This window comes from Aromatoleum toluolicum (genome assembly GCF_012911005.2).
Lineage (GTDB): Bacteria > Pseudomonadota > Gammaproteobacteria > Burkholderiales > Rhodocyclaceae > Aromatoleum > Aromatoleum toluolicum.
In genome coordinates, this window is the sequence record NZ_WTVS01000011.1 from 73654 (window position 1) to 91258 (window position 17605).

Consider the following 17605-nt stretch of genomic DNA (forward strand, 5'->3'; position numbering starts at 1 on the left):
CCCGTCGAAGCGGGAACGACACATGCGCATGTTAGACGCATGGCGAGGAAATCGGCACTCATTGCGCGGCCCTCCCTTCAGGTTCCGCAGAGGACTTGCTCAGCGACGCCGCGGCCGGCGCCGCGTTCTCCGCAAGCCCGAACAGGTGGCCGAACACCCGTTGCCCCAGGTCGCCGCGGCGCATGCTGCGCCGGAAGGAATGCGGCGAGCGCGGCAGCAGCTCGAAACGCACCGGCGCCGCAAGCCCCAGTTCGACCGCCCTGGCGTTGACCGCGTCCACCCAGCGCAGCCCGCGCTCCATCCGCGACAATCCCTGCTCGAGCATCACGCGCTCGGTCTTGCGCATCGCCGAGCCCTCATGCACGTCGCGCTCGCCCACCAGCACCCATCCCGGCACTGCAAGGAACCGGCCCAGTTCGAAGCCGCCCATCTGCAGGCGCCGGCTGTATCGCAACCCGTAGGGATAGCGTCGCTGCGCGTCGGGAAAGGTATACCAGCCGGCCGAGCCGACCACGTAGCCGGCCACCCGGTCCGGATGGGCCATCGCGTAACGATGCACGAACTGGCCGCCCCCCGAGAAACCGAAGAGGTGCAGTCGCTCGCCACTGGCGCCGGTCGTACGCGCCACTTCGGCAACCATCGCCTCCAGGACCGCGATCGGACTCTCGCCACGCTCGTTCGTGGTCAGGCGCTGGTAGCGCGGAAATCGTCCGTGCTCGTACAGCGGCGCCACCAGCACGACGCCCGCGCGCTCCGCGTACGGGGCGAACATGCTCACCTGCTCCCAAGCGTTGCGCGAGATGCCATGCACGGTCACGAGCACGGGCGCGCCCGCACCGCCGCGCGACGGCATGTACGTGACGTATTGCAGGCTCCCGTCGGATTCGAGAGCGCGCTGCTCGATCCGCCCCGCCAGCGGAGCACCCATCCTTGCCGCGCTCGCATGGCTGCCCTCGATTGCGGGCCTCCCGTCCCGCCGACCGGCCAGGGACGCGGCCGGGGAGACGCGCGCCCGCTCGCAAGGCGCAAGGACCGGCATCGCAGGCGGATCGTTCGGGGGCGCAATCGCGGACGAGATCATGTGCTCACCCTGCCGCGTTGGCTTCACGCTGGAACAGGCGCCGCGTTCGGCTCACCCGGCGCATCAGCTCTTCCGGCGTGCCGGATTCGAGCAATCGCCCGGCCTCGACGTACCACACGAGGTCAGCCTGGATCATCCGCGCATAGCTGTGCGTCACCATCAGCGCGGTCCCCTCGAAACTGTCGAGAATCCGCCCCAGACCGCGCGCCGAGGCCGGATCGAGGTTTGCGTCGGCCTCGTCCAGCAGCAGCACGGACGGATTTCCGAGCAGCGCCCGCGCCCAGGCGATGCGCTGACGCTGGCCATATGACAGATTCACCCCTGCGTCCGCGACGCGCGTGCGCGCGCCGTCCGGCAAATCCGCCAGCAGTTCGTCGATGCCGCACAGGCCGGCAACGCGGGCGACTTCGGCATCCGGCGCGTCGGGCCAGCGATAGCGCAGATTTCGCTCGATCGAACCGCGCAGCAGCGGCAGGTCGGGCATCACGACGCCGAACGCACGGCGCAGTTCGGACAGCCGATAGTGTCCGATCGGCGCCCCGGCGATGCGAACCTCCCCGCTGTCCGGTTCGAGCAGGCGGGCCGCCATGCCGAGGACGGTCGACTTGCCCGCCCCGCTCGGTCCGACGATCGCGACCATCGCCCCCGCGGGAGCGCGGGCGCTGAAGTTTCGCAATGCGGTCCCGCTCGACACGTCGCAGAACTCGATATCGACCGCCCCGCCGCACGCCACGAGCGGCCGCGGAGAGGCATGGCCATTGTCCTGCAGCGATGTCGCGAAGCGAGGCGCAGCAAGGAAGGCGGCGAGCTTCTCCATCGACACGCGCGCCGAGCGCCAGTAGCCCAGGGCCTGGCCGAAATCGCGGAACGCCGGCGAGATCAGGCCGACCGCGGTGATCGCGCCCACGACCTGCGAAGTCTTCAGCTCACCCGTCGCCACCTCGATCGCCCCCGCGAGGAGCACCCCGGCGGTCGCGAAGGACGAGCTGAATTCAGCAGCCGATTTCAGCAGCGCCATGCCGCGCGTCTGCGCGACCATGGCGTCGGCGAGACCCGCCCCCTGCCGCTCGATCAGGGCGCGCTCGCGCTCGACCTGATCGAACACCTGCACCACGGCGATACCGCCGATCTTGTCATTCACGTTCGCCGCGAGGCGCGCCTGCCGCCGCCGCGCCTCGCGCACGGCGGGATCGACGCGCTCGCTGAGGAGCGCCAGCGTGACCGCCGCGCCGATGAAACCCGCGCTCGCGGCGAAGGCCATGACACCATTGACCAAGGCCAGCACGGACAAGGCCACGCTCGCGCTCAACACGCCGACCGCAATTTTCGGCATACCAAGGCTGATCCAGCGCCGGACCCCTTTTACATCGCCGACGAAACGCAGGATCGTGGCGCCGCGGCTGCGCGCCTGCATTCGCCGCGGCGACTGCCCGGCCATGCTGTCGTACAGTGCGAGCCGCAGTTCCGAAGCGTAATCCTGCCCCAGACGCTCGGCCTGCACCCGCTCCATCACGCGCAGGGCGGCGAGCACTGCGCCCGCGCCCAACAGCCCGCCAATCAGCGCGAGTGCCAGCCCCGAGCCCCCGGTGCGCTGATCGATCACGACGTCGAAGAAACGATGCGTCAACCACGCGCAGGCCAGCGCCGCGACCGCCTGTGCGATGCCGTTGAGGGCCAGCCCCGCCAGCATCGCGCGTCGCGCCCCGGCCCACATGCGTGGCACGGCCGACGCTGCGCCCGGCATCACATCGCTCCCACTGCGAGGCTTTCCGCAGGCCGAAACCCGATGAAGTCGAGGATGCCGGGACTGCGCAGCGCATCGAGATCGAGCACTTCGAGCCCGGTCGCATGCGCGGCCTCGCGCATCGCCAGCGGCGAAGCCGTCAGCAGGCCGCTTGCGGCGACCACGGGCAAGCCCATCGCGCGCAAGGATTGCACGCCGCCGGCCGAACCCATTGCATCGCCGGCCGCAAAGACCACCGCGTCGACCGCCCGTGCAAATGCCTGCGACTTCAGCAGCTGCGCCGTCTCGCGCTGGTACAGGCCGTCCGCGACTTCGAACACCACCACGTCGACGCCGCTGGCATACAGGACGTCCAGCAACGTGCCCATCACCCGTTCCACCTCCCGCGGCTCGGCGAGGTAGGTGGACGGCAGCCCGGCATCCGTGAAATCCAGCACCGACTGCGCGCCCGCATCGACCATCATCCAGACGTCGCAACCGGCCCCCGTGCCCGTCACCTTCGCCGCCCCGACGCGCAGTCCGGCACTCGCAAAACCGCGGATCAGGTTCGATGCCGTCTCGGTCTTGCCGGCGTTCATCGAGGTTCCCACCACGGCGACCGTGAAGGCCCGGCGTCCGTCGGTACGCGGCGCTTCGAGCGCGAAGTCGGCGAGATTGAGCGGCCGGCCGCTGCGGTCGCCCAGCAACCCCAGCGGCTGCACCACCGTCGCACCGCGCATCTTGTCGTGACGCGTGATCACGCGCGCTGCCACGCCGCCACCGGCGACCATGTGGCAGGGGCCGAGGTCGGACGGCACCTCCGCCTCGAACTGGTCGGGCGCGTAGCGGTTGCCGTAGGCCAGGACGATCTCGTCGCCCTGGTACAGGCGCGCCCGCCGTCCGCAGGCGAGCTCCAGGTGGCGGTGCTGCCCGAGCTTGTCGACACGTGCAAGGATCAGGTCGCCGACGCGCGGTACGCGCGGGCCGCCGAGCAGGGTCACGAACGCCGACGTCGGGACGCGGCGGGTCGCATAAGGCGTCTTCAGTCCGGCGACACGGTTGGCATTGAGCAGGGTGACGTTGGGGGTAGTCATTTTCGGCCTCCGGGGCGGTTGGCTGCTTATCCCCGGACTCGAGTGCCGGGTTCGCTACTGCCTATGCACGCGCCGTGCCACCATGGAAAAATTTCCCACCCTCAATGACCACGCCCCTTCGCCGCCGATTCGGCCATTTCGCGGCCTAAAGGGAAAAGCCCCACATGGGGCATATCCCCCATTTCCTGCAACAAGTTCGGGGGATGCTACCCACGCACTCCCTCACTCCGACGCAGGCGGCAGCGCGACCGCATCTGCCGGCCGCCTGACCGCACACACGCGCTGCACGACCGCCGCCTTCGGCCGCTCCACGACGCCCTGTTCGAACGCCAGCACCGTGAACCCCGTCCCCAGGCACTCGAGCAGCTCGCCCGGCCGCAGCAGGAACTCGGGACTCGACGGGCGCCCGAAGCGCTCGTTGCCCAGCATGAACGTCTCGTAGATCAGCACGCCCCCCGGCGCCACGCAGGCGAGCAGATCGGGAAAGCGCGGACGGAACAGGTAGTTCGTGACGACCACCGCGTCGAAAACCTCATCGACCAGCGGCCACGGGCCATCCTCGAGATCCTCGCAGCGCGGCTCGATGCGCGGCACTCCCTCCAGCGTCGCGAGGGCCTCGGCGTTGCGGTCCACCGCCACGACGCGAAAGCCGCGTGCCGCAAACAGGCGCGCATGACGTCCGCCGCCGCAGGCGTAATCGAGCACCGTGCCACCCGGCGCCACCAGCGGCAGGAAGCGCCGCACCCACGCCGAAGTCTCCGTCGGCTGCGGGTGCCCGGGCGCGATCGCCTCGCTCATCGATCGATGCCCGCCACGCAGATCGACTTGATCTCGAGATAATCCTCGATGCCGTATACCGACCCCTCGCGCCCGAGCCCGGACTGCTTGATGCCGCCGAAGGGCGACACCTCATTCGACATCAGTCCGGTATTGACGCCGACCATGCCGTACTCGAGTTCCTCCGAGACGCGGAAGATGCGCCCGACGTCGCGCGAGTAGAAATATGCCGCGAGCCCATACTCGGTGTCGTTGGCCATGCGGATCGCCTCCTCCTCGGTGTCGAAGCGGAACAGCGGCGCCACGGGACCGAAGGTTTCCTCGCGCGCGACGCGCATCGCCGGCGTCACGTCGGCCAGCACCGTGGGCTCGAAGAAGGATCCGCCCAGCGCATGGCGCCGCCCGCCGGTCATTACCCGCGCGCCCTTCCCGACCGCGTCCGCAATGTGGCTCTCGACCTTGGCGACGGCCGCGTCGTCGATCAGCGGTCCGACATTCACCCCGTCCGCGGTTCCCGGGCCGACCCGTAGCGCCTTCACCGCCTCCGCGAGGCGCTCGGCAAAGCGGTCGTAGACACCCGACTGGATCAGCAGGCGGTTGGCACACACGCAGGTCTGGCCGGCGTTACGGTATTTCGACCCGATCGCGCCCTCCACCGCGGCATCCAGGTCCGCGTCGTCGAAGACGATGAAGGGCGCGTTGCCGCCGAGTTCCAGCGACAGCTTCTTCAGCGTCGGCGCGCACTGCCCCATCAGCAAGCGGCCCACCTCGGTGGAACCGGTGAAGGACAGCTTGCGCACGACGGGGCTGGACGTGAGCTCGCCGCCGATCGCCACCGCATCGCCGGTGACGACGTTGAACACCCCCTTCGGGAAACCCGCCTTCTCGGCCAGCGCCATCAGCGCCAGCGCCGTCAGCGGCGTCTGCTCGGCGGGCTTCACGATCACCGTACAGCCAGCGGCAAACGCCGGCGCGACCTTGCGCGTGATCATCGCCGCGGGGAAATTCCACGGCGTGATCGCCGCGCACACCCCCACCGGCTGGCGGATTACCAGCAGGCGGCGGTCCTGGCCCACGGTCGGAATCACGTCGCCCATGGTGCGCTTCGCCTCCTCGGCGAACCACTCGACGAAGGACGCCGCATACGTCACCTCGCCCTTCGCCTCCGCCAGCGGCTTGCCCTGCTCCGCGGTCATGATCGCAGCCAGTTCGTCGGCGGCGTCCACGATCAACGCGAACCAGCGTCGCAGCAGCGCCGCGCGCTCCTTAGCCAGCGTGCGTCGCCACGCAGGCAGAGCCGCATTCGCCGCGGCGATGGCGCGCGCCGTCTCGGCGGCGCCCATGTCGGGAACCTGTGCGATCGTTTCACCGGTTGCCGGATCGCGCACGGCGAAGGTCGCGCCCGAATCGGCATCCGACCAGCAGCCATCCATATAGGCCTGGCGGCGGAAATTGGGGTAGTCGGCGATATCTTTCATCATGAAAAGTGTGTCCGTGTAACCCGAAAAGCCCTGAGGAACGTTGATTCTAGTCGCGCAGCCGCGCGTGCGCACGGGCGGGCCTCGCTGCACGCTGCCAGCGCTCCGCCGGCCCTGCGGTTCGTACTGATCCGATATCGTTAGCGTTTATGTCACAATAAGAATTGTGCACTGCGGTAAACTTGAGTTTCACGTACGGTGAACCAGACTGCATCACCACGGACACGATTCACACGGCATGACCGGCGATGTGCCGCAACAAGCCGACGGCCATTGGCGAACCTGGATCCAGGCAAATGACAATGAAAGAAAAGCACTACCTCAGCCCGCTGCTCGAACCGAAATCGGTCGGGGTCATCGGTGCCAGCGAGCGCGAAAACTCGATCGGCCACGTGGTCGTGCGCAACATGCTCGACGCCGGCTTCCGCGGGCGCCTGTTCGCGGTCAACCCCAGGCACGAATCCGTGCTCGGTGTGCCGTGCCACAAATCGGTCGAGGACGTACCGCACCGCCTCGACCTGGCCGTCATCGCCGTGCCGGCAGAGAAGGTCCTCACCGTCGTCGAAAGCTGCGGCCGCGCCGGGGTCAAGGCGATCATCATCCTGTCCGCCGGCTTTTCCGAAAGCGGCCCGCGCGGCGCCACCCTCGAGCGCCACGTCGTCGAGGCCGCACGCCGCTACCGCATCCGCCTGCTGGGCCCCAACTGCCTCGGCATCATGCGCCCGGAACTCGGCCTGAACGCCACCTTCGCGCATGTCAGCGCACTGAAGGGCACGATCGGCCTGATCTCGCAGTCCGGGGCGCTGGTCACCTCCATCCTCGACTGGGCCAAGCCGAACAACATCGGCTTCTCCACCGTCGTCTCGCTCGGCTCGTCGAGCGACATCGACTTCGGCGAAATCCTGGAATTCATGATCTCGGACCCACGCACCGAGAGCATCATCATGTACGTCGAAGGCATTCGCGATGCGCGCCGCTTCATGAGTGCGCTGCGCGGCGCCGCGCGCGTCAAGCCCGTACTGCTGATCAAGGTCGGCCGCCATCCGCAGGGCGCCCGTGCAATCCGGTCGCACTCGGGCTCGGTGAGCGGCGACGACACGGTGTTCGACGCCGCCCTGCGCCGCGCCGGGGTGATCCGCCTGTACAACATGGGCCAGCTCTTCGCCGCCGCGAACGCGCTGTTCTCGCACTTCCGCCCGCGCGGCAACCGTCTCGCGATCATCACCAACGGCGGCGGACCGGGCGTCATGGCGGTCGACCGCGCTGCCGACCTCGGAATCCCGCTCTCGGAATTCTCCGACGGGACGATGGAAAAGCTCAATACGATCCTGCCCAACGGCTGGTCGCGGGCCAATCCCATCGACATGCTCGGCGATGCCGACGTTGAGCGCTACACGAAGACGCTGCAGGCGGTCCTCGAAGGCCCGAACGTCGACGGCGTGCTCGTCATGCTCACGCCGCAGGCAACCACCGATCCCACCGCCGTTGCCCAAGCCATCGTCGAGGTGGAAAAGACCGCGGACAAGCCGGTCGTCACCTGTTGGATGGGCGACGACCTCGTGCGCGACGGCCGCAAGGCCTTTGAAGTCGCGGGGATTCCGACCTTCCGCACGCCCGAACCGGCCGTCGAACTTTTCAGCCACCTGTCCGCGTACTACCGCAACCAGAAGCTGCTGATGCAGACGCCGGCCTCGCTGTCGCATCTGAAGCCGCCGAGCATCGAAAGCGCCCGTCTAGTCATCGAGACCGCGCTGGCCGAGCGCCGCAAGGTGCTCAACGAGATGGAATCCAAAGCGCTGCTCGCGGCCTTCCGCATCCCCATCGCGCAGACCGTCGTGGCCCGCTCCGCGACCGAGGCGATGGTGCTGGCCGAAGAGATCGGCCTGCCCGTCGTCATGAAGATCGACTCGCCGTCGATCATCCACAAGGCCGACTCGGGCGGCGTGCGCCTGAACCTCGGCAGCCTCGCCGCGGTACGCACCGCCTACCAGGAAATCCTCGAGGACGTCCGCCGCAACAAGCCCGACGCCGCCATCAACGGCGTTGCGATCGAGCCGATGATCATGAAGCGCAACGGCCGCGAGCTGGTCGTCGGCGTGCGCCGCGATCCCGTCTTCGGCCCGGTGATCACCTTCGGCGAGGGCGGCAACCGCGTCGAAGCCAACAAGGACCTCGCGGTCGCGCTGCCACCGCTGAACAACTACCTCGTGCACGACCTCATCAAGTCGTCGCGCGTCGCCAGCCTGCTGGGCGAATTCCGCACCATGCCGCCCGTCGACATGGAGGCGCTGGAATTCGTGCTGCTGCGGGTGTCGGAAATGGTCTGCGAATTGCCGTGGATCACGACGCTGGAGATCAACCCCCTCATCGTCGACGAACACGGCGCCGTCGCCGTCGACGCACGCGTCACGGTCGAGAACATCTCGCCGTCGGTGGACCGCTATGCCCATATGGCGATCCACCCCTATCCGTCGCAGCTCACCAGCACCTGGACGCAGCCCGACGGCACCATCGTCACGATCCGCCCGATCAAGCCGGAGGACGCCGAGCTCGAAGTCGAGTTCGTGCGCACGCTCTCGTCGGAGTCGAAGTATTACCGCTTCATGAACACGATGCGCGAACTGCCGCCCGCGATGGTGGCGCGCCTCACGCAGATCGACTACGACCGCGAAATGGCATTCCTGGCGACGATCCCCGGCGAAGGCGGCGTAACCGAGGTCGAGGTCGGCGTGTGCCGCTATGCAGTCAATCCCGACGGCGAATCGTGCGAGTTCGCGGTCGTGGTCGCGGACGACTGGCAGCACCGCGGCCTCGCGCGCAAGCTCATGGGCGTGCTCATCGACACCGCGCGCAATAAGGGTCTGCTTTACATGAACGGCGTCTTCCTCGCCAGCAACGAGCGCATGCTCAAGTTCGTGCAGGGCCTCGGCTTCGTACTCTCGAGCGACCCCGAGGACAGCACCGTCAAGCTCGGCGTGCTCGCGCTGCAGGACTGAAGGCCAGCAATGCCAGCCACCATCGAAACCATCGACTTCAACGGCCAGCCGGCGCTCGCGCTCGCCACCCAGGCGGGCTCCCGCGCCGTCGTGTCGCTGTTCGGCGCCCAGATCCTGTCGTGGATCCCTGCCGGCAGCGAGGAACGCCTCTACCTCAGCCCCGCCGCCGTCTACGACGGCAGCACCCCAATCCGCGGCGGCATCCCGGTGTGCTTTCCGCAGTTCGCAGGACTCGGCAAGCTCCCGAAGCACGGCATCGTGCGCACCCGCCCCTGGGTCGTGGGCGAGCAACGCACCGGCGACGACTACGCACTCGTCACGCTGCGCTTCACCGAGACCGACGAGACCTGGGCGATCTGGCCGCAGAACTTCGTCGCCGAGCTGACTGTGGTCGTCGAGGGCGAGCGTCTCGACGTCGAACTCGAGGTCGAGAATACCGGCCACGCCCCCTTCGCCTTCACCGCGGCGCTGCACACCTACCTGCGCGTGCGCGAAGTCGAAAATGCGCGCCTCGAAGGCCTCTACGGCCACGAATACCGCGACTCGGCCGACCACAACCGCATCAGGCGCGACTCCGGTGACATGGTGGTCGTCGAGGATGAAACCGATCGCGTCTACCATGACGTGAAGCGGCCGCTCCTCCTGCGCGACAGCAACCGCAACCTCGGCATCAACGCGGAAGGCTTCCCCGACGTCGTCGTGTGGAACCCCTGGGAAGAGCGCTGCGCCGCGCTCGCCGACCTGCCCGCCAACGGCTTCCGCCACATGCTGTGCGTCGAGGCCGCCGCCGCGCGCCAGCGCATCGAGCTCGACGCCGGCGAAAGCTGGGCCGGGCGCCAGAGCCTGATCGCGCTCTGACGCGATACGCCCTGCAACCGGGCGGTGCTTGCACAGGCAAGCCCGCCTGTTGCACCATCGCCCCCCTCTCTCCAGACAAACGGCGCTGCCCGCGCACGCGCCCGCCAGAATCCATGCTTCCCCCGATCGAACATCGCATCGCCGCCGAACTCGCCGCCCAGCCCCGCCAGGTCGTCGCCGCCATCCAGCTCCTCGACGAAGGCGCCACCGTGCCCTTCATCGCCCGCTACCGCAAGGAAGTCACCGGCGGCCTCGACGACACCCAGCTGCGCAACCTCGAAGAACGCCTCGGCTACCTGCGCGAACTCGAGGATCGCCGCACCGCCGTGGTCGCGTCGATCACCGAACAGGGCAAGATGACCGACGCGCTGGCCGCCGAGATCGCCTCCGCCGAAACCAAGCAGCGCCTCGAAGACCTCTACCTGCCGTACAAGCAGAAGCGCCGCACCAAGGCGCAGATCGCCCGCGAGGCCGGCATCGAGCCGCTCGCGCTGGCCTTGCTGGACGACCCCACCCTGACCCCCGAGGCCGAAGCCGAACGCTATTTCAATGCGGATGCGGGCTTCGCCGACGTCAAGAGCGTGCTCGACGGCGCGCGCCAGATCCTCATCGAGCGCTTCGCCGAAGACGCCGAACTGCTCGGCACGCTGCGCACCTGGCTGCAGGAGAACGGCCAGGTCAGCTCGACGGTGATCGAAGGCAAGGAAACGGAGGGCGCGAAGTTCCGCGACTGGTTCGACTTCCGCGAGCCCGTCGCCACCATGCCCTCGCACCGTGCGCTGGCGCTGCTGCGCGGCCGCAACGAAGGCATGCTGCGCCTCGCCCTCACTGTCGACCAGCCCGACCCGGACGCACCGCATCCCTGCGAAGGCCGTATCGCCGCACGCTTCGGCATCCGCGACCAGGGCCGCCCGGCCGACCGCTGGCTGCGCGACAGCGTGCGCTGGGCGTGGAACGTGAAGATCTCCCTGCACCTCGAGCTCGAACTGATGAACGAGCTGCGCGAGCGGGCCGAAGAGGAAGCGATCCGCGTGTTCGCACGCAACCTCAAGGATCTGCTGCTCGCCGCCCCGGCCGGCGCGCGTTGCACGATGGGCCTCGACCCCGGCATCCGCACCGGCGTCAAGGTCGCGGTCATCGACCGAACCGGCAAACTCGTCGATACCGCGACGATCTACCCCTTCGAGCCGCGTCGCGACCGCGAAGGCTCGCTCGCGACGCTGGCCGCCCTGGCGAAGAAACACGCGGTAGACCTGGTTGCCATCGGCAACGGCACCGCCTCGCGCGAAACCGACAGGCTTGTCGCGGACCTGATGGAAGCGCTGCCGCAACTACGCCTGACGCGGGTCACGGTATCCGAGGCCGGCGCGTCCGTGTATTCCGCCTCCGAACTCGCGGCACGCGAATTTCCGGATCTCGACGTGTCGCTGCGCGGCGCGGTGTCGATCGCCCGCCGCCTGCAGGACCCCCTCGCCGAACTCGTCAAGATCGACCCGAAGTCGATCGGCGTCGGCCAGTACCAGCACGACGTTAACCAGTCGCGCCTCGCGAAGAGCCTGGACGCGGTCGTCGAGGACTGCGTGAACGCCGTCGGCGTAGACGTGAACACCGCCTCGGCGGCGCTCCTCGCCCGCATCTCCGGCCTCAACGCCACGCTCGCCGGCAACATCGTCGAGCACCGCGACGCCAACGGCCCCTTCCCGAGCCGCGACGCACTGAAGAAGGTGCCGCGCCTCGGCCCCAAGACCTTCGAGCAGGCCGCCGGCTTCCTGCGCATCCCCAACGGCGACAATCCGCTCGACGCCTCCTCGGTGCACCCGGAAGCCTACCCGGTCGTCCAGCGCATCCTCGCCAAGGTGAGCAAGAACGTGCGCGAGCTGATGGGCAACGCGAGCTTCCTGAAGACGCTGCGCCCGGTCGAATTCACCGACGAGCGCTTCGGCCTTCCGACCGTGCAGGACATCCTCGCCGAACTCGAGAAGCCCGGCCGCGACCCGCGCCCGGAATTCCGCACCGCCTCGTTCCGCGACGGCGTCGAGACCCTCAAGGATCTCGCTCCGGGGATGATGCTCGAAGGCGTCGTGACCAACGTGACCAACTTCGGGGCCTTCGTCGATATCGGCGTGCATCAGGACGGCCTCGTGCATATCTCCGCGCTGTCCGAGCGCTTCGTGAAGGATCCGCACAGCGTCGTGAAGGCCGGCCAGGTCGTCAAGGTGAAGGTGCTGGAGGTCGACCTGCCGCGCAACCGCATCGCGCTGACGATGCGCATGAGCGACGAACCGAGCGCAACCCGCCCGGCCGGCGGAGCGCGCGACAACGCGCCACGTGGCCGCAGCGACGCGCCGCGCCAGGACCGCAACGCGCAGCGCAGCCCATCGCGCGGCAACGACCGGCCCGCCGCCGCCGGCGCGATGGCCGACGCGCTCGCGCGCGCGCTGCGCAAGTAAGCGCCGCCCCACCGAAAGCACGAACGATGAACACGACGATCTACGGCATCAAGAACTGCGATACGATGAAGAAGGCCTTCGCCTGGCTCGACGCGCGGGGCATCGCCTACACTTTCCACGATTACCGCAAGTCCGGCATCTCCCCCGATACGCTCGCGCGCTGGTGCGAGCGCCTCGGCTGGGAGGCACTGGTCAACACGCGCGGCACCACCTGGCGCAAGCTCGATCCCGCGCAGCAGGCCATCGCCTGCGCCGCGGACGCCATCGCACTGATGGCCGCGCACACCAGTGTCATCCGCCGGCCGGTAATCGAGACCGCATCGGGCGAGACCATCGCCGGATTCGACCCCGAACGCCTCGTGGCGCTGTTCGAAGGAGCCCGCCCATGAAGGACCACAAGAGCTACGTACGCCGTTTCCTGCTCGAAGACCTCGACATCCGGGGCGCCGTCGTGCGCCTGGACGACGTCTGGCAGGCGCTGCAGAAGGGCCGCGACTACCCGCGCAACGTCGGCACCCTGCTCGGCGAGATGAGCGCCGTGTCCGCGCTGATCTCCGCCAACCTCAAGCAGGCGGGCCGCCTCACCTTCCAGGTGCAGGGCCACGGCCCGGTGCGCCTGCTCGTCATCGACTGCGACGAGGCCCTGAACCTGCGCGGCTTCGCGGCCTTCGACGATCACGTTCCCGCCGGCGACCGCCTGTCGGAACTGGTCGGCGACGGCATCCTGCAGCTCACGCTGGACGTCGAGGGCATGGACCAGCCGTACCAGAGCCTCGTTCCGCTCGAAGGCAACAGCATCGCCGCGGTATTCGAGCACTACCTGCAGCAGTCCGAACAGCAGCCGGCCGGCCTGTGGCTCGCGTGCAGCAAGGACGCCGCCGCCGCGCTGTTCCTGCAGAAGCTGCCCGGCGCAGATGCGCGCGACGAGGACGGATGGTCGCGCGCGCACCAGTTCGCGCAGACCGTCACGCGCGAGGAGCTCCTCGCGCTCGATCCCGAGACCCTGCTCGGCCGCCTGTTCGCCGAGGAAACGGTGCGCCTGTATGACGCGCGCCCGGTGATCCACGACTTTCCGCCCGACCGCGACAAGATCATCGCGATGCTGCGCGCACTGGGCGAAAGCGAAGTCCGCAGCATCTACGCCGAGCACGGCGAACTGATCGTGCGCGACGACCTGTCGAACCACGAATACCGCTTCGAACCCGACGAGATCGACGCATTCTTCGAGTCCGGACCCGGCAGCACCGAGTCGCCCCCGACCCTGCACTGAGCCGCCCCGCAAGGCGCTGACGGCGCATGCCAGCATGCGCCGCGAGAGCCTTGCCCGATTCCCCTGTCGTCAGTAGACTTTGAAGCTTTTCGGCCTCTGCACCCATGTCCGCACCCAACGCCGTCCGTTCGATCGAGTTCCGCAACGCAACGCTCGGCGCCACCATCGCGGTCCTGCGCGAAACCGAACCGGCACGGCTCGCCGACGCCCTGCACCTGATGCTCGGCGGCATGCCCGATTTCTTCAACGGCGAAGCGGCCGTGCTGGATTTCTCCGGCGTCAGCGCGCATCCCGAACGCATCGACTGGGTCGGCCTCGCGAGCCTGTTCCGCCGCTACCGGCTGCAACCCGTCGGCGTGCGCTGCCTGCCCGAGACTCTCGCCGCGTCGGCGCGTCAGGCAGGCTTGGCGATCCTGGATGGCGCCGAACTGCGCGAGCGCCAGGGCGCCGCCGCCCCTGCCCCGCAGGCACGTCCGGAACCTGCGCCCGCCGCAACGCCCGCACCCGCTCCCGCCGCGGCGCCGGCTCCCGGCGGGAACACGCTCTACATCGACCGCCCGCTGCGCTCCGGCCAGCAGGTGTATGCCCGCGGCGGCGACCTCGTACTCCTCGCAGGCGTCAGCAACGGCTCCGAAGTCATCGCCGACGGCAGCATCCACTGCTACGGCCCGCTGCGCGGCCGCGCACTGGCCGGAGCCCACGGAAACACCGAGGCCCGCATCGTGACGACCAATTTCGGCCCCGAGCTGGTATCCATCGCGGGCATCTACCGCACCTTCGAACAGGGCATTCCCGCCTCGGTCGCGGGCCGGGCGGCACTCGTGCGGCTGACGGCCGGCGGCACCGAACAGAAACTTGACATCGAATCGCTGCAGCTCGGTTGAGCGCAGTGCAAACTTTCAGGAAGGACATACCGTGACTCGTGTCGTCGTCGTAACTTCAGGCAAGGGTGGCGTGGGCAAGACCACCACCAGCGCCGCCTTCTCCTCCGGCCTGGCCCTGCGGGGATTCAAGACGGCCGTCATCGACTTCGACGTCGGTCTGCGCAACCTCGACCTCATCATGGGCTGCGAGCGCCGCGTCGTGTATGACCTCATCAACGTCATCAACGGCGACGCCAAGCTCAACCAGGCGCTCATCAAGGACAGGCACTGCGACAACCTCTTCGTGCTGCCCGCATCGCAGACGCGCGACAAGGACGCACTGACCGAGGAAGGCGTCGAGAAGGTCATCCACGACCTCGAGCACATGGGCTTCGACTACATCGTGTGCGACTCCCCCGCCGGCATCGAACGCGGCGCGGTGCTCGCGCTGACCTTCGCCGACGAGGCGATCGTCACGACCAACCCGGAAGTCTCGTCGGTGCGCGACTCCGACCGCATCCTCGGCATCCTGCAGTCCAAGTCCCGTCGCGCCGCGGAAGGCAAGGAGCCGGTCAAGGAACACCTGCTCGTCACCCGTTACTCGCCCAAGCGCGTCGATGACGGCGAGATGCTGTCGTACAAGGACGTGCAGGAATTGCTGCGCGTGCCGCTGATCGGCGTGATCCCGGAATCCGAGTCCGTGCTGCAGGCCTCGAACCAGGGCACGCCCGCCATCCACCTGAAGGGCTCCGACGTTTCGGAGGCCTATACCGACGTGGTCGCGCGCTTCCTCGGCGAGACCCGCGAACTGCGCTACGTGAATTACGAGAAGCCGGGCCTCATCAAGCGCCTGTTCGGAGGCAAGTAAGATGTCCTTCCTTGCCCGCCTCTTCGGCGAAAAGAAGAAGACGGCGGAAATCGCCAAGAACCGCCTGTCGCTGCTGATCGCGCACGAGCGCAGCGGCGACGCGGCCAAGGCTGATTTCCTGCCCGCACTGCAGCGCGAGCTGATCGAGGTGATCTCGAAGTACGTCGCCGTCAATCCGGACGACATCAAGGTGCATCTCGACAAGCAGGACAACTACGAGGTCTTGGAAGTCAACATCGTCCTGCCCGAACAGGCACGCTGACCCCAAGTCCACGGCGTTCGCCGCGACTCACCGGGCACCGCGGGGCGCCCGGTGTTCATTCACTCAGCGTTCGGCGAGCAGCGCCTCGGCCGGCACGCCAACCCGCACATTCCCCCAGTGACGACCGCCGACCATGACCGGCATCGCCATGTCGCACAGGATTTCTCCCGTATCGCGCAGGAAGGTCTGCAGCAGCAGGGGGTCGGCGTTCTTCGCTGCGCGCAGCTCTGCGTGGCTAACGAACTTGCGACAGGTACGGTTGCCGACCAGATCCGAGTCCTTGTTGCCGGTGAGCGGCTTGGAGTACTTGAGATTGTGGGCTGACAGGTAACCGTCGGTGTTCACCGCCACGGCGTAGGTGCAGCCGGGAATCGAGGACAGGCAGTCCTCCAGCAGTTTCTGGCAGCGCCGCGTGTATTCGTCCCCCCACGACACCTTGAACTTCTGCGGAAAGGTATCCGGTACGGGTTGGTAGCGCTTGTCGAACACATCGACCCGGTTGTTCTTCATCTCCTCGAGTTGGGACTGCACTCGGTCACGGAAGGTCCTGGCCTGCTCAACGGCGTGATCGAACTCGCCTTTGCCAATCTTGAAGCGCGACACCAGCTCCTGTACCGATTCGGTCGCACGAGCGAGTTTCTGCGTGCATGCCTCCGACTCGTCCATCTGCGCGGCAACCGTGCCCGAAAGATCGTGAATCGCCGTCACGTTCTCATGCACTTGCGCATTGGTCGCCGACAGCTGCTCCATCGCGGTTGCGATCTGCAGTAGTTGCTCCCCGGTCGTCTCGAATTCGCCGACCATGAACTGGAACTGCGTCGCCGAGTGCGCGACCACCTCGCGCGCCTGCAGCACATCGACGTTGATGACCTCGTTTTCTGCGCGCGTGTTCATCACGCGGCCGATCATGCCGTCGATGTTGCCGGTGATCTCCACGGCCGCGGTATTCACGCGCTCAGCAAGCTTGCGCACCTCGTCCGCGACGACAGCGAAGCCGCGGCCCGCCTCGCCGGCACGCGCGGCCTCGATCGCAGCATTGAGCGCGAGAAGGTTGGTCTGATCTGCGATCTCGCGAATTAACGAGGCGATCTGCTTGACGCTCTCGGAACGCTTCGACAGATCATCGACGGTCGCATTGAAATGCATCACTTTTTCGCTCACCGCGTTGATCTTTTCCGAGATCTCGTGCATTTCGCCCAGCGAAGCGCGCGCAATCTCCAGATTCTTGGTCGTCGACGCCGAAATTTGCTGCGTGCTCGCCGATACGCTGTCGATGGCCGAGGTCGACTCGGTACTCGCGCTGAACACGACCTCGGTAAGCTGCCCCTGCCGGCGTGCGTTGTTCGCCGCCCCCTCCACGCGCGACTTCACGACTACGGCGTCGCGGGCGATGCTGACGCTCATCGTGCGTACGTCGCCGATGATCTGGCGCATCTTGTCGGCGAAATGGTTGTAGCTGACCGCGAGATCTCGCAGCTCGTCGTGCGTGACGAGCGGGAGGTTGCGCGAGAAATCGCCCTCGCCGCGCGCGATCTCGTTGAAGATGCCGGTGATGACGCGCACCGGTCGGACGATGAGGTGCCGGATAAAGAGGATCTGGCCGACGTTGATCGCGAGCGCCACGAACGTCAGCATCAGCATCAGGTACAGACCGCCCTCGAGGGAGCCTGCAACCTGTTGAGCGAGTTCCGGCGAAACCTTCCCCTCGACAAGCAGCGACTGGATCGCCGTCTTCTGGTTCAGGTAGATCCCGAGATACACCACGTCGATAAAGAACAGCAGCAGGAAGCTGCACAGCTTCTTCGTGAGCGAATTCCAGAAGGTCTTCTCGATTGTTTCGTACAGGCTTTCGGACGAGCCCATTTTTTCCTCTCCGTCATCGGAT

The 17605-nt window shown here is 67.5% G+C and carries 14 protein-coding genes; 8 read left to right on the forward strand and 6 right to left on the reverse strand.

Annotated features, from left to right (window positions below; all coding sequences use genetic code 11):
* Positions 1-58 precede the first annotated feature (58 nt).
* The 5 genes from GPA27_RS07250 to GPA27_RS07270 form a co-directional block, all read right to left on the reverse strand.
* The gene (locus tag GPA27_RS07250) at positions 59-928 is read right to left on the reverse strand and encodes an alpha/beta hydrolase family protein (RefSeq protein WP_169139018.1); all 870 of its coding nucleotides are present in this window, start codon (positions 926-928) and stop codon (positions 59-61) included.
* Positions 929-1085: 157 nt separating this feature from the next.
* Positions 1086-2825, reverse strand: coding sequence for an ABC transporter ATP-binding protein (locus GPA27_RS07255; protein WP_169139020.1), 1740 nt, complete (start codon positions 2823-2825; stop codon positions 1086-1088).
* Positions 2825-3898 (reverse strand): P-loop NTPase family protein, encoded by a 1074-nt coding sequence (locus GPA27_RS07260; RefSeq protein ID WP_169139022.1) that lies wholly within the window; start codon positions 3896-3898, stop codon positions 2825-2827. The genes GPA27_RS07255 and GPA27_RS07260 overlap by 1 nt, the downstream gene beginning before the upstream one ends.
* 222 nt (positions 3899-4120) lie before the next feature.
* Positions 4121-4696 (reverse strand): class I SAM-dependent methyltransferase, encoded by a 576-nt coding sequence (locus GPA27_RS07265; RefSeq protein ID WP_169139024.1) that lies wholly within the window; start codon positions 4694-4696, stop codon positions 4121-4123.
* Entirely contained in the window at positions 4693-6153 is a 1461-nt protein-coding gene (locus GPA27_RS07270) for an NAD-dependent succinate-semialdehyde dehydrogenase (protein WP_169139058.1), read from the reverse strand. Before GPA27_RS07270 ends, GPA27_RS07265 begins: the two co-directional genes overlap by 4 nt.
* Positions 6154-6455: 302 nt before the next feature.
* Here GPA27_RS07270 and GPA27_RS07275 point away from each other — a divergent pair, with 302 nt between their 5' ends.
* The 8 genes from GPA27_RS07275 to minE all read left to right on the forward strand — a co-directional run bounded on the left by GPA27_RS07275 (position 6456) and on the right by minE (position 15720).
* Positions 6456-9149, forward strand: a complete 2694-nt coding sequence (locus GPA27_RS07275) for a bifunctional acetate--CoA ligase family protein/GNAT family N-acetyltransferase (protein ID WP_169139060.1) — start codon at positions 6456-6458, stop codon at positions 9147-9149.
* A 9-nt stretch (positions 9150-9158) separates the two neighbouring features.
* Entirely contained in the window at positions 9159-10007 is an 849-nt protein-coding gene (locus GPA27_RS07280; RefSeq protein ID WP_169139026.1) for a D-hexose-6-phosphate mutarotase, read from the forward strand.
* A gap of 113 nt (positions 10008-10120) precedes the next feature.
* On the forward strand, positions 10121-12457 hold the full coding sequence (locus GPA27_RS07285; protein ID WP_169139028.1) for a Tex family protein: 2337 nt from the start codon (positions 10121-10123) through the stop codon (positions 12455-12457).
* 26 nt (positions 12458-12483) lie between these two features.
* The gene (locus GPA27_RS07290) at positions 12484-12846 is read left to right on the forward strand and encodes an ArsC family reductase (RefSeq protein ID WP_169139030.1); all 363 of its coding nucleotides are present in this window, start codon (positions 12484-12486) and stop codon (positions 12844-12846) included.
* Entirely contained in the window at positions 12843-13727 is an 885-nt protein-coding gene (hslO, locus tag GPA27_RS07295; protein WP_169139032.1) for an Hsp33 family molecular chaperone HslO, read from the forward strand. The genes GPA27_RS07290 and hslO overlap by 4 nt, the downstream gene beginning before the upstream one ends.
* Before the next feature lie 104 nt (positions 13728-13831).
* Entirely contained in the window at positions 13832-14611 is a 780-nt protein-coding gene (minC, locus tag GPA27_RS07300; protein WP_169139033.1) for a septum site-determining protein MinC, read from the forward strand.
* A gap of 31 nt (positions 14612-14642) precedes the next feature.
* Positions 14643-15458 (forward strand): septum site-determining protein MinD, encoded by an 816-nt coding sequence (gene minD, locus GPA27_RS07305; RefSeq protein WP_050416317.1) that lies wholly within the window; start codon positions 14643-14645, stop codon positions 15456-15458.
* 1 nt (position 15459) lies between these two features.
* Positions 15460-15720, forward strand: coding sequence for a cell division topological specificity factor MinE (minE, locus tag GPA27_RS07310; protein WP_169125577.1), 261 nt, complete (start codon positions 15460-15462; stop codon positions 15718-15720).
* Positions 15721-15783: 63 nt separating this feature from the next.
* On the opposite strand, the gene GPA27_RS07315 is transcribed toward minE, so the two are convergent.
* Positions 15784-17583, reverse strand: a complete 1800-nt coding sequence (locus GPA27_RS07315; RefSeq protein ID WP_169139034.1) for a methyl-accepting chemotaxis protein — start codon at positions 17581-17583, stop codon at positions 15784-15786.
* Positions 17584-17605: the final 22 nt, after the last annotated feature.